We start from the raw sequence: 14,342 nt of genomic DNA on the forward strand, positions 1-14,342 counted from the left end.
TCTTATTGAATATTTATCGACAAATAATCACGACTATGTTTTGTTTTCTAGAACAAAATAGTAACCTATTCTCCTAATGGTCGTAATATACTGCGGATCTGCAGGATCATCTTCAATCTTTTTTCGAATATTGCTTACATGTACCTTTACTGTCCGTACATCACCATAACTAGGGGTGGTCCAAATATTATCATATATTTGATTGAGAGATAAAATCTGATTTGGATTATCAATCATAAAGTTTAAAATTTTAAACTCTAAGGGAGACAAATATATTTGTTCTCCATTTTTAATTACAGTGTGGTCGCTTGAATCTATAATGCAATTTCCAAAAGTCTTTTTTAGTGTAGAATCATCTGTTTTATTGATATTGATTTCAACGCGACGTAAATTAGCCTCAATTCTTGCAATAAGGACGTTGGTATTAAACGGCTTAACTAAATAATCATCTCCACCCATTTCTAGAGCCTTGACGACTATATTGTCATCATCAATACAGCTTATAAATATAATAGGGCAATTGCTTATCTTCCGTATTTCACCGCAAAAATCTACTCCATCTAAATCTGGTAACATAATATCTAATAGTACTAAATCAATATGGTGATTATGTAAGTGAGATAAAGCCTCCTTACCATCATTGGCAATGTGTAAGTTATAGTAATGAGAAGAAAGATTGATCTTAATAATTTCACAGATGTCGAAGTCATCGTCAACTAATAATATATTCATCATAGCATTACCTCCATATTTATTATACAATAATTAAAAAGGGAATAGAAGGATAAAAGACATGATAAAAATTTCTAAAAAACGATTAATAGGTGCAATAATCTGTGTGTTTTTGTCTGTACAATTATTAGTTTACATAGGAAATTATAATACAGATGCATTTCGCCTTTACGCAAAAGAAGGAGTACTCGATGCTAGGGACCTCAGTTGGGACGGCCATGTAAAGTACTCTCTTAGTGGAGAATGGGAAGTATACGATGGGCTATTGCTCAGCCCAAGTCAATTAGAAGAGAATATTGAACAATCAAATTATTTAACTAAAGTAAGAGGTAGCCTAGATCGGTCAAAGAATGAAAGGACATATCGTTTAAGGATAATGACAGACGAGAGAAGAGTATTATCTCTTTTATTATCGGACATGCAAGCCTTTCGACTTTGGGTAAATGGGAAAGAGCTCGTAAATTATAGATTTCCTGGAGGAATACAAGAGATTCATAGAATGCACGTAGTACGATTAGATGAAGAGGATTATATTGCAAGTGAGGAAGGTTATGAATTAGATATTGTCATGCAGGCAAAAAATCGTATTAATTACCGAGAATTCCCTTGGCGAATTTTTATCGGTCCATGTGCTGTGATTACAGGCCTTGAATACACCAATTTAATCGTGAATAGTTTTGCAATCGGTATTTACTTTATCATTATGATATATAGTTTTTCCTTATATAAACAAAAGACCAGTGAGAAATACTTATTATTTTTAGGTTTATTGAGTTTTGGGAGTATCATTACAACCCTTTTAGACTCTAATCTCTTGCTTATTTATAAGTCTATTGCATTAAAATCACAATACTGGAGGGAATTAATTCGTTTTTTTCTCATTTTTAACTTAGTTATGATTAATATTATATATCATCTACTTCACTTTGAAGTTCCAATGAATAAAAAGCATAAATGTTTTTTAGTTAGTATGTTAATCATCGCTACTATAACAACCATATATCCCTTTGAAAGATGGATTACTGTAGCAAATTTTTTGCATATTTGGATGGGGCGTGTCCTGGTTTTCGTCAATTTCATTACAATACTTAGAGCATATTTAATTAAAAAGACAAGCATAATCATGCTTATTGGAGGATTAAGCTTTACAATTAGTTATATTTTCGACTTATTGCATAATCAAGGCTTTATGCCAGTGGGTATAGTGAATGTATGGATTAGTACATCTCAGCATGGTCATATATTTATGGTGCTCTGTGCACTTATTGTAGCTCAAAAATTCGCTCAAAAATATGATGATGCAGATCGCTTCGCCTACCAATTGGAATTTATGAATCAAAACTTAGGAAAAATCGTAGAAGATAAGACCAGTCAATTAAAACAGTCTTATGAAGAAAATATGAAGATCGAAAAAGATAAGCAGAATTTTGTATTAAATATATCACACGATCTTCGAAGCCCCCTTTTTATCGTACAAGGTTATATTGATGCCATTGTAAATGGAATAGTTACAGAAAAAGAAGATGTAGATCGCTATTTAAAAAGAGTACAGATTAAAACTCAGTATTTAAATAGGCTAATAGGAGATTTGTTTCTGATTTCAAGATTAGAGACAAACAAAATCAAATTTAAATTTGACAAATTAAATCTTATTCAACTAATAAAACAGGTCGTAATAGATATGAATCTAGAGGCAAATAAAAAAGATATTCAATTGGAAATGTCTCTAGAATTAGAAGAGTTTATAATTGAAGGTGATCAAAATAGATTACAACAGGTCATACAAAATGTAGTAATTAATAGCATAAAGTATACACCAAGTGATGGTAAGGTGAAGGTTCTTATTGTTGAATACAGTAAAAAGGATATTATTTTTGAAGTTAGAGACAATGGGATAGGGATTAAAGAAGAAGAACTCCCTATTGTTTTTAATAGATACTATAAATCTAAGAAAATGGAATACAGTGAAGATTCTACAGGTCTAGGTTTGTTCATTGCCAAAGAGATTGTAGAAAAACATAAGGGAAGTATATGGATTGAGTCTGTATTTGGAGAGGGGACAAGTGTGTTTATACGGTTGCCGGTAAGGCAGTAAGGTGGTCAGGTGGTCAGGTGGTCAGGTGATAAGGTGGTCAGCAAAACCATTACTCGCTTAAAGGCGAGATTAGATGTAGGGAAACTGTGTCCTCCCCACATCTAATCTTTTGATTTAATACAGTAGTCCGATTTTTTAGCCCAAGCTCCAGCCTGAAAAAGTCATCCTTGAGTGCAGGAGAATCTCGACCCAAAAGAAATACCCTAGTGCTAATAATCAGTACCGAATGCGTTTTTTATAGGCTATCGCCAAAATCATCTCGGAATGCTGAGACTAGTTTTTCTTGCCAGTTTGATACAGGTTTTAATTTACCAGTAAAAAAGCGTAGTATTCTAGGTTCCTCGACAAAAGTCAAGCCTTCTATTAAATGTCTGTTTTTGTATAGCCAAATAATCCTATCAGCAGCGTATTTCACTTGGGATAAAGTGAATACTCTGCGAGGCAAGGCTAAGCGGACTAGTTCCATATCTGCAGGGTGTTCACTGCCATCCGAATTTCTTTCCTCAGATAATGTTCCACGTTCCATTCCTCTTATGCCACCAGCAATATAGATTGCTGCTGCTAATGCTCCCGCTGGGTATTGTTCTTGAGGAATATGGCTGACGAATTTCATAGCATTAATATGGCATCCAAGACCACCTGGAGGGGTAATGACGGGAACACCACCTCTTTGTAATTCTTCTGCCATAAATGCAATAAATTCAGGTCCTTGATTAATGACTTCCTCATCCATTGTTTCCTCTAAGCCAATGGTCATAGCTTCTATTTCTCTTACAGACATTCCACCATAAGTTAAAAATCCTTCATATAAAGTTACGAATTCCTTCATTTGAGCAAAAATCTTCTCATCTCTTATACAGATTCCACCACCCCTAGCACAACCTAGCTTTCTGCCTGAAAAATAAATAATGTCACAGAGATCGGAGATACGTTTTGTGATTTCTCTAATAGACAACTCTCTACATTGTTCTTCTCTTACCTTTATAAAGTGAAGATTATCTGCTAATAAGCTGGCATCTAAAACTAATAGTATTTTGTTTTCTTTGCAAAGCTCTTGAACTTCTTCTAAGTTTTCTAACGAAAAAGGCTGACCACCAATTAAATTGGTACCTGCTTCCATACGTACGAAGGGAATATTTTCTGCGCCGTGTTTGTCAATGCAATGTCTGAGCTTGTCAGCACATATATTTCCTTTAAAGGGATGATTGGAAATCACTTCTAATCCCTCGTCGATAATGAGCTCTTCTACAGTTCCCCCATTTAAAACAAAATGAGCCCTTGTAGTAGTAAAATGATAGTTCATAGGTATGATGTTTCCAGGCTTTACTAAAGTCTGAGCAATGATATTTTCGCAAGCCCTCCCCTGATGAGCTGGTAAGAAGTGCTCAAAGCCAAAGATATCTGTAATCTTTTCTTTTAATCGAAAAAATGTTTCACTTCCAGCATAGCTATCATCTGCAACCATCATAGCACCTAATTGTCGATCGCTCATAGCATTTACACCACTATCCGTTAGCATATCCATAAAAACATCCCGGTTCTTTAAAAGAAAAGTATTATTGCCAGCTTCAGTGATTGCTTTTAGCCTCTTTTCGACAGGTTGTAAGTTTAATTTTTGTACGATGCGCACTTTGTGCATCTCCAACGGAATTTGTTCTCCACTAAAAAATTTAATATTTGACATAATATATCCTCCTTAACTAATTGAAAATTTAGAATTTTCTGAATTTAATGAGTTGTTACGTATTATAGGTTGTCATTGTGGCCCTTCGGAATCGACTTGCCGTTTCCGAAGTCGTCCTACTCGCAAAATGAAACTACGCTTTCATTTACGTATCTATATAACTCTGTATCCAAATCGGCAAGCCGTTTGTCTGCTGCGTTATATGTCTACTACCGCGAAAGCTGCACTTTTGCTTTGCTCGTTAGCTCGCGAAAAAAATCCCCGCCTTTCGAATTATATTCAAAGGACGGGGATTCCGTGGTACCACCTAAGTTTGTTTCTATCTCGCAATAGAAACCTCAGTAAGTATTTTCATACTTAAGCATATAACGGATGCTCACCGGGCTCCTCCTACTAGAGTATGGTTCAGAGGGCAGTTCATGAGATGTATTCAGCAATCATCCCTTAGTGCCTTGCATCAACCGGCACCTTTCTGTTAGGAGTTTAAAATGCTTACTTGTTCTCAATCATTACTTTTGTTTTATTTAGTTTGGTTCGTTTGGGAAATCTATTCCACTACGTAAAAAAACCCGCCCTTTAAATTTTATTCAAAGGACGGGATTAACCGCGTTACCACCAATGTTCGTTTCTATCTCACAATAGAAACCTCAGCAAGTACTTACATACTTAAGCATATAACCGATGCTTATCGGACGTCTCCTACATATTGCTCTTTCAGAGAGTTGCTCTTGAGATGTATTGGGAAAGTCACACCTGAATGCCTTGCATCAACCGGCATCTTTCTGTTAGGAGTTAAAATTCTTACTTGTTCTCAGTCATTGCATTTATTATGATTTTAATATATATTATTTTATAAGTTCAAAAATGTCAATCATTTTATGAAAAAATATTTTTTATTTGTATTTTTACTATAATATTGATAAAATCCTTCACGGGATTTATTCTTTTATGGTGAGAAGGTCTTACATAGAAATTACAACGCAAAACTTAGAACTAATGCGCCGCAGGTGCAATATCAACTTGTAATAGATTGGAGATTTGCATGAAGGAAAAAATCCTTAAACTTTTAAAAGAAAATAAAACAGAATATTTATCTGGAGAATATTTGAGCACTGTATTTGGTGTATCTAGGACCGCCGTATGGAAAGTAATTAAGCAGCTTCAAGAGGAAGGCTATATTATTCAGTCAAAAACAAAATTGGGATATAGACTAGTAGAAAGCCCTGATAATTTATACTCTTATGAAATACAAGAAGGATTAAGGACGAAGAGGATAGGAAAAAACATATACTATTTTGAGGAAATTGATTCTACTAATGATTACGGAAAAATAGTAGCGCAAAAGCCTTTCGAAGATGGGGATATCATCATCGCAGAAAGCCAGAATAAAGGGAGAGGAAGGTTCTCAAGGGAGTGGGTTTCTCCTATGAGAAAAGGGGCTTATTTATCAATTTTATTAAAGCCTCAAATATCCTTTGAAAAAATTACCCGACTTACGATTATTACTGCTCTTGCCGTATGCTCTGCCTTAGAAGACCATATTCAAAAAAAGGTAGAAATAAAATGGCCTAATGATATATTAATAAACCAAAAGAAGATCTGTGGCATTTTGACGGAGATTAGTGGAGAAGTAGATAAGATTAATTATGTAGTTATTGGAATAGGTATTAATATTAACTTAGATATAGAGGATTTTGATGAATCTTTAGCAACAAAAGCAAGCTCTTTAAAGATTGAAACTGGAAAAATACAAAATCGAAAAGAGATTGTGCAAAAGATACTAAGTATTTTTGATGAGTATTACGATGATTTTCTGAATGATGAGAATTATGAAAGTATAATTGATGAATATCGAAAGAAATCTTATTTAATAGGGCGAAATGTAGAGGTTAGAATATATAATAATGATTCTATTCGTGCAAGAGTATTAGATATTGAAAAAAACGGAGCGTTAAAGGTGGAATTAGAAAATGGAGAAATTCGAGATCTTCTATCTGGAGAAGTGACTTTGTCCACAAGTTTTTAATGAGATTTGATTCTTTTTATGATGAGAGCTCAAGAATTGGGCTTTCAAGGAACTAAAAAGTACGATTAGAATAGAATAAAAAAGATTTAAATAATTTTTTAAAAAGGCATTGACTTTGTTTTAGTCCTAAGTTATACTAATACATGTCCTCAAAAAAGACAAATAATATGGTCGCATAGCTCAGCTGGGAGAGCACCTGCCTTACAAGCAGGGGGTCATAGGTTCGAGCCCTATTGCGACCACCAATAAAGTTGTAAGTAAAAGTATATAGTCGCTAAAGGTGATAAAATACATAGAGCTTAGAACAAAAAATATGCGGCCTGGTAGTTCAGTTGGTTAGAATGCCAGCCTGTCACGCTGGAGGTCGACGGTTCGAGCCCGTTCCAGGTCGCCATTTAAATAATTGGGAATTTACAATTTACAATTTAGAATTGAGAATTATAAAGAGCCGAAAAGCAGATATAATTATTGATTATTAATTAATTAAGCCCAGATAGCTCAGTCGGTAGAGCAGGGGACTGAAAATCCCCGTGTCGGTGGTTCGATTCCGCCTCTGGGCACCAGCTATAACAATGAACAGTGAAAAATGAATAATTAAAATTACATGCAATCGAATTAAATACAAAATGCAAATTTAAGTAAATAAAATCATATGCGAAAGTGGCTCAGTGGTAGAGTATCGCCTTGCCAAGGCGAGGGTCGCGGGTTCGAATCCCGTCTTTCGCTCCAAAATTATGGCGGCATAGCCAAGTGGTAAGGCGCGGGTCTGCAACACCCTTATCCCCAGTTCAAATCTGGGTGCCGCCTCCATAACTAGCCGAAGTGGCGGAACTGGCAGACGCACAGGACTTAAAATCCTGCGGTCCTTAAAGACCGTACCGGTTCGATTCCGGTCTTCGGCACCAACACATAATGTAGATAATCACCAAAGCTTTCAGGCTTTGGTTTTTTTGTATATGTTTAAGCGGAATGGTTGGACGGTTGGTCGGGAACACCTCAAAAGCTGAATGCTGAAAGCAGAAAGCTGAAAGGAAAACCAAACTCGCCTAAAGGCGAGACGGTTTTCCTGACCACCTGACCACATCGTAAAAATAAAAAGGAGGAATCCTATGAACAAAAAAATTCTTTCCTTCGATTTAGATGGAACTTTGCTTAATGGTGAGCATCAGATTACGGCAAAAACACAAGATGTCATTAAAGCTCTTAAAGATATGGGGCATATTATTATCATAAATACTGGCAGAAGCTATAATGCGTGTAATTACTATGCAAAGTTAATAGATGCAGATTACATATTAGCATCTAATGGAGCAGTGATATACGATAATAGTAAGAATGAATTAATAGATAAAATACCTCTAGATAATAAAATCAGTCACGAAATCCTATCAATACTTTACAAAAATCAAATAGATTTAAAAATTCAATGGGACAGCATTGAGACCTATTATTCAAATAACATCACCCCCTTTGAAACCTCTTATATCAATAACTACAAGAATGATTATCCGCAGAGCGTTTTTAACTATAAGATAATAAAAAACTTTAATGAAATAAAAAATTTTAATGAAGAAATTGTTCAAATATTTTTTCATTGTATGGGAGATAATAAGACAGTATATATGAAAGTGCTTCAAGAATTAAATCAGTTAAACCATGTAAATATTGTAGACTTTAGAAGTGGGTATACTGATATTAATCATCCCCTTGCTTCCAAAGGCAATGGTTTAAGGGCTTTAACACAATTGTTGAAGATGTCAATGGAAGATGTCATTGTATTTGGAGATGGAAATAATGATATATCCGCGTTTGAATGTGCTGGAATAAGTGTTGCTATGAAAAATGCTTGTTTAGAGCTCAAAGAATTGGCAACAATAATAGCAGATTATCATGACAAGGATGGGGTAGCTTTTACACTTATGGATTTATTTAAATTAAAACACTGTTTTTTATGATATAGGAAGAAAATATGAAAAAACATTGTATACAATGTACTATTTATTGAAAGAAAACATTAAAGTATAACATGTATTTTTATTATCCTTGATTGTGCTAGTATAAATGTGGGGATTTGAACAAGAATATAGAATGTTAACTATTATTAACGTAAAGAATAAGGAGAAATGTGACTATAAAGTATGTCATATACATTTTATAGTGCGTCATAAATGTTCGTGAAATCCTATATACAAGTCAAAAACGATGTGATATAATGTTAAAACAATGCTAAGGATTACCATTCCTTAGCATACTGATACTTTATAGAGACATAAATCGGTCTTTCTAAATTACATAAGAAAACCGTTATTGTATTCTAACTATTTTAAGGAGGTTCACAATGGCAAGAAAAATGAAAACAATGGATGGAAATACAGCTGCTGCTTATATTTCATACGCTTTTACAGATGTAGCTGCTATCTATCCAATCACACCTTCATCTACTATGGCAGAATTAGTTGATGATTGGGCATCTCACGGTCAAAAAAATATTTTTGGACAGACAGTTGAGGTTGTTGAAATGCAATCGGAAGCTGGTGCTGCTGGCACAGTTCATGGTTCTCTACAATCTGGTGCCTTGACAACTACCTATACTGCATCACAAGGTTTACTCTTAATGATTCCAAATATGTATAAAATAGCAGGAGAAAAGTTGCCAACTGTCTTCCATGTAAGTGCTAGAGCTTTAGCTGCTCACGCTCTTTCTATCTTTGGTGATCACCAAGATGTTATGGCTGCAAGACAAACTGGATTTGCTTTGTTAGCATCTAATAGTGTTCAAGAAGCTATGGACTTAGCAGGTGTAGCTCATTTAACTGCTATTAAGACAAGAATACCTTTTGTTCACTTCTTTGATGGATTTAGAACATCACATGAAATCCAAAAAATCGAACAAATCGAATACGACGAATTAGCAAAATTAGTTGATTATGATGCTTTACAAGCATTTAGAAATAGCGCCTTAAATCCAGAGCACCCTGTTATTCGTGGCACTGCTCAAAACCCTGATATTTATTTCCAAGCAAGAGAAGCTTCTAATGTCTTCTACAATTGGGTTCCAGACGCAGTAGCAAATTACATGAAAGAAATTACTAAACTTACTGGCAGAGAATACAAACCATTTGATTACTACGGAGCACCTGATGCAGAACGTGTCATCGTAGCTATGGGATCAGCCGTTGAAACGATCGAAGAGACAATAGATTACCTAGTTGCTAAAGGCGAAAAAGTAGGTGTAATTAAAGTTAGACTTTACAGACCATTCTCGGAAAAGTATTTCTTTAATGTATTCCCAAGCACAGTTAAGAAAATAGCTGTATTAGATCGAACAAAAGAAGCAGGTGCTTTAGGAGAACCATTATACGAAGATATAAGAACATTATTCTACAATAGAGATAATGCACCAGTTATTGTAGGTGGAAGATATGGTTTAGGTTCTAAAGATACTACTCCTTCACAAATCTTAGCTGTATACGAAAACTTAAAAGAAGAAGAACCTAAAAATGGATTTACAATTGGTATTGTCGATGATGTGACATTTACTTCATTAGAAGAAAAAGAAAAAATAAACACATCTTCTGAAGGCACAATCAGATGTAAATTCTGGGGACTTGGATCTGATGGTACTGTAGGTGCAAACAAAAGCGCAATAAAAATTATCGGTGACAATACAGATATGTACGCTCAAGGATACTTCGATTACGATAGTAAAAAATCTGGTGGTGTAACAATTTCTCACTTAAGATTTGGTAAAACACCAATTAGATCTACTTATTTGATTGATGAAGCAGACTTTATTTCATGTTCTACTCAAGCTTATATTTATCAATACGATTTATTAAAAGGTCTGAAAAAAGGTGGTACTTTCTTAATCAATACAATTTGGTCTGAAGAAGAATTAGATAAGCACTTACCAGCTTATATGAAGAAATATATGGCAGAAAATGATATTAAATTCTACACAATAAACGCTTCAGCTATTGCAGAAGAAGTAGGTTTAGGTAGAAGAACGAATATGATCATGCAAGCAGCATTCTTTAAATTGGCTAATGTAATTGACATTGACGAGGCTGTTAAATACTTGAAAGACGCTATTCAGAAGTCTTACGGAAGTAAAGGTGAGACTATTGTTAAGATGAACAATGAGGCAGTAGATCAAGGTGTAGGAGCTATTAAGCAAGTAAAAATACCTCAAGAATGGGCAAACGCAGTAGATACATTAGACAACAAAAAAGCTCAACCAGAGTTTATTGAAAAAGTACTCGTTCCTATGAACAGACAAGAAGGAAATAGTCTTCCTGTTTCTACTTTCAAAGATATCTCTGATGGTACCTTCCCTAGTGGAACAGCAGCTTATGAAAAGAGAGGAATTGCATTATCTGTACCAGAATGGCAAATTGACAATTGTATCCAATGTAATCAATGCTCTTTCATCTGCCCTCATGCAGTAATTAGACCATTCTTACCAACTGAAGAAGAAGCTAGTAAAGGATCTGAAACTTTCTTAACTAAGAAAGCTATTGGAAAGGGACTAGAAGGATATCAATATAGAATTCAAGTTTCTCCATTAGATTGTACTGGATGCGGGAACTGCGCGGATATTTGTCCGGCGAAAGAAAAAGCTCTAATTATGAAGCCTATTGGAACACAAGAACAAGAAATTGAAAATTGGGAATATGCAACAGCAAATATCCCTTATAGAGATAATCTTGTTTCTAAAACTACAGTAAAAGGTAGCCAATTTGCTCAACCATTACTTGAGTTCTCTGGTGCTTGTGCAGGTTGTGGAGAGACAGCTTATGCAAAAACACTTACTCAATTATATGGTGATCGAATGATGATTGCTAATGCTACTGGTTGTTCATCAATCTGGGGAGCTTCAGCACCATCTACTCCATATACTACCAACGCAGAAGGTAAAGGTCCATCTTGGGCAAACTCATTGTTTGAAGACAATGCTGAGTTTGGTTATGGTATGGCAGTTGGAGTTAAGAAGACAAGAAATACAATTAAAAATTACCTTGAAGAAATAATGACTGATGATGCAAGTGATTCCTTTAAAGAAGCTGCTACAGCTTGGATTGGGACTATGGATGATGGAGAAGCTTCTAAAGCATCCTCTGCAAAATTAGTAGAAGCACTTAAAGCTTATAGTGGTAATAATCCTAAGATTAAATTTATCTTAGACAATGCAGATCAATTAGTGAAAAAATCTGTATGGATCTTTGGTGGAGACGGATGGGCATATGACATCGGATACGGTGGTGTAGACCACGTGTTAGCTACTGGAGAAGACGTCAATATCTTAGTATTTGATACAGAAGTATACTCAAACACTGGTGGTCAAGCATCTAAATCTACACCAACAGCAGCTGTAGCTAAATTTGCCACATCTGGTATGAAGGTTAAGAAGAAAGATTTAGGCGCTATTGCTATGACTTATGGATACATCTATGTAGCGCAAGTTGCTATGGGAGCAGACAAAAATCAATTTATGAAAGCGATTCAAGAAGCAGAAAGCTACAAAGGACCATCTTTAATCATCGCTTATGCACCATGTATCAACCACGGAATCCGTGCTGGTATGGGTAAAACTGTAGCTCAAGAAAAATTAGCTGTAGAATCAGGATACTGGCATTTATACAGACATAATCCATTGTTAGTTGAAGAAGGTAAAAATCCATTTGTTCTAGACTCTAAAGAACCAAATAAGAGCTTCCAAGACTTTATCATGGGTGAAGTACGTTACACATCACTTAAGAAATCTTTCCCAGAAGTAGCTGACGAACTCTTCAAGAAAACAGAAGAAGAAGCAAAACAAAGATACGAAAAATATAAGAAAATGGCTGAATAAGCTAAAATTCTTAGTAAGTTAGAAAGACCCATATTCCTTCGGGAATATGGGTCTTTCGTTTTATGGAGAATGATCATAAATGAAACTTTTGGTTGGTTCGTTGGACAGTTGGACGGGACATGCGCTTCGCGCAAGTTGATTTTTCCAACCTTCTACTTTTTAGTTTTTGCTTACCACCTTACCACCTTACCACCTAAAAAAAGCGCCCTAAGGCGCTATTTTTGTGGTCTCCATGAACTTTTTAAGTTTACTGTTAGATTAAATACTAAATGGTCTTCTGTGCTATCCTTTGTGTCTACGCAGAAGTATCCGTTTCGAACAAATTGAAATTTGTCTCCTGGCTTTGCTTTTGCTAGCTCAGGTTCTAGATAGGCTGTTGTTACTTTCATGGAATTTGGATTGATTTTATCTTCTGTAGAAGAATCCTCTTCTATATCGCTTTCATCTTTGATTAAATAATCGTAAAGTCTAGCTTCCGCCTTGATACAATGTGATGCGCTAACCCAGTGAATGGTTCCCTTAACCTTTCTACCTGTAAAGCCACTACCAGATTTTGTTTCAGGGTCGTAGGTACAGTGTAATTCTAGAATATTACCTGCATCATCTTTTATTACATTATTACAGGTAATAAAATAGGCGCCCATTAGTCGAACTTCGTTTCCAGGGAAGAGTCTAAAATATTTCTTTGGAGGTACCTCCATAAAGTCATCTCGGTCAATGTAAATCTCTCTGCTAAAAGGTATTTTTCTGTATCCTAAGCTTTCATTATCTTGATTATTGTGGATTTCTAGCCACTCTGTTTGATCTTCTGGATAATTGGTAATAACGACTTTGATAGGGTCTAATATAGCCATTAATCGGCGTGTTTTTGCCTTTAAGTCATCTCTTATAAAGTGTTCAAACATAGCGATATCCACAAGGCTATTTGCTTTAGCGATACCGATTTCTTCACAAAAGTTTTGTATCGCTTCTGGCGTAATGCCTCTTCGTCTCATTCCTGATATGGTCATGAGTCTAGGGTCGTCCCATCCATCAACCATGCCATCATCAACTAGTTTTTTTATGAATCTTTTTCCTATGATGGTTCTACTCAGCTGTAGTTTTGCAAATTCAATTTGCCTTGGTCGACGTTCTTTATAATCATCTAAATTTTCTAAAATCCAATTGTAAAAAGGACGATGATCTTCAAATTCTAATGTGCACAGAGAATGGGTAATACCTTCTATGCCATCTTCTATTGGATGAGCAAAATCGTACATTGGATAAATACACCATTTATTGCTTGTATTATGATGTGTAGCATGTAGAATACGATAGATAACAGGATCTCTCATATTGATATTTGGGCTAGACATATCAATTTTTGCTCTTAAAACTCTTGTACCATCAGGAAACTCGCCATTTTTCATCTTTTCAAATAGTTCTCTGCTTTCTTTTGTAGGTCGATTCCGATAAGGACTTTCTTTACCAGGAGTATTTAATGTGCCACGGTATTCCCGTATTTCTTCAGCACTTAAATCATCCACATAAGCTAAACCTTTGTCGATGAGCTCTAAAGCATATTGGTACATTTTTTCAAAGTAATCAGAAGCAAAAAAAATTCTGTCTTCCCAGTTTGCACCTAGCCATTTAATATCTTCTTTAATGGATTCTACATATTCTACATCTTCTTTTGTTGGATTTGTGTCATCAAACCGTAAATTAAATTTACCGCCATATTTTTGCGCTGTATTGTAATTTAATAAGATGGATTTTGCATGTCCTATATGAAGATATCCGTTAGGCTCTGGGGGAAATCGAGTGTGTATTTCTTCATTTTTGTATAGATTATTTTTAATGTCTTCCTCTATGATATTATAAATAAAATTGGATGCAGTTGTCTCACTACTCACAATATCACTCCTTATAGATTTTGAAATTTCCATATATAACTAGTCTATTTTAACATACTGCA

General features: G+C 35.1%; 7 protein-coding genes, 6 tRNA genes and 2 other annotated features. Of the genes, 10 read left to right on the forward strand and 3 right to left on the reverse strand.

Translation table 11 applies throughout. The features are described from left to right. Positions 1-33: 33 nt before the first annotated feature. Positions 34-735: a response regulator transcription factor gene (locus tag DES36_RS07380; protein WP_113920590.1), complete on the reverse strand. Its 702-nt coding sequence runs from the start codon at positions 733-735 to the stop codon at positions 34-36. A gap of 58 nt (positions 736-793) precedes the next feature. Here DES36_RS07380 and DES36_RS07385 point away from each other — a divergent pair, with 58 nt between their 5' ends. Further along, a complete protein-coding gene (locus DES36_RS07385) occupies positions 794-2,827 on the forward strand; it encodes a sensor histidine kinase (protein ID WP_113920591.1) in 2,034 nt (677 codons plus the stop codon). Positions 2,828-3,062: 235 nt separating this feature from the next. Here DES36_RS07385 and DES36_RS07390 read toward each other — a convergent pair whose 3' ends face one another. Then, a complete protein-coding gene (locus DES36_RS07390) occupies positions 3,063-4,511 on the reverse strand; it encodes a tryptophanase (protein WP_113920592.1) in 1,449 nt (482 codons plus the stop codon). Between the two features lie 279 nt (positions 4,512-4,790). After that, positions 4,791-5,030, reverse strand: a binding site (T-box leader). Positions 5,031-5,098: 68 nt separating this feature from the next. Further along, positions 5,099-5,339, reverse strand: a binding site (T-box leader). Between the two features lie 214 nt (positions 5,340-5,553). Here DES36_RS07390 and DES36_RS07395 point away from each other — a divergent pair. The 9 genes from DES36_RS07395 (at position 5,554) to nifJ (ending at position 12,388) form a co-directional block, all read left to right on the forward strand. Continuing rightward, complete coding sequence (locus DES36_RS07395) at positions 5,554-6,537, forward strand: biotin--[acetyl-CoA-carboxylase] ligase (protein ID WP_113920593.1); 984 nt, start codon at positions 5,554-5,556, stop codon at positions 6,535-6,537. Positions 6,538-6,706: 169 nt separating this feature from the next. Continuing rightward, positions 6,707-6,782 (forward strand) — tRNA-Val (locus DES36_RS07400). 72 nt (positions 6,783-6,854) lie between these two features. Continuing rightward, positions 6,855-6,931: transfer RNA gene (locus DES36_RS07405), tRNA-Asp, on the forward strand. 93 nt (positions 6,932-7,024) lie between these two features. Further along, positions 7,025-7,100, forward strand: a tRNA-Phe gene (locus DES36_RS07410). Between the two features lie 91 nt (positions 7,101-7,191). After that, positions 7,192-7,266, forward strand: a tRNA-Gly gene (locus tag DES36_RS07415). 7 nt (positions 7,267-7,273) lie between these two features. Beyond that, positions 7,274-7,347 (forward strand) — tRNA-Cys (locus tag DES36_RS07420). Between the two features lie 6 nt (positions 7,348-7,353). Then, positions 7,354-7,442, forward strand: a tRNA-Leu gene (locus DES36_RS07425). Between the two features lie 204 nt (positions 7,443-7,646). Then, positions 7,647-8,492, forward strand: a complete 846-nt coding sequence (locus DES36_RS07430; protein ID WP_113920594.1) for a Cof-type HAD-IIB family hydrolase — start codon at positions 7,647-7,649, stop codon at positions 8,490-8,492. A 383-nt stretch (positions 8,493-8,875) separates the two neighbouring features. Beyond that, positions 8,876-12,388 carry a pyruvate:ferredoxin (flavodoxin) oxidoreductase gene (gene nifJ / locus DES36_RS07435; protein WP_113920595.1) on the forward strand — a complete coding sequence of 1,171 codons (3,513 nt, stop codon included), beginning with the start codon at positions 8,876-8,878 and terminating at the stop codon, positions 12,386-12,388. Positions 12,389-12,603: 215 nt separating this feature from the next. On the opposite strand, the gene DES36_RS07440 is transcribed toward nifJ, so the two are convergent. Then, positions 12,604-14,280, reverse strand: a complete 1,677-nt coding sequence (locus DES36_RS07440; protein ID WP_113920596.1) for a glutamine--tRNA ligase/YqeY domain fusion protein — start codon at positions 14,278-14,280, stop codon at positions 12,604-12,606. Positions 14,281-14,342 lie beyond the last annotated feature (62 nt).

The organism is Alkalibaculum bacchi, assembly GCF_003317055.1.
Lineage (GTDB): Bacteria > Bacillota > Clostridia > Eubacteriales > Alkalibacteraceae > Alkalibaculum > Alkalibaculum bacchi.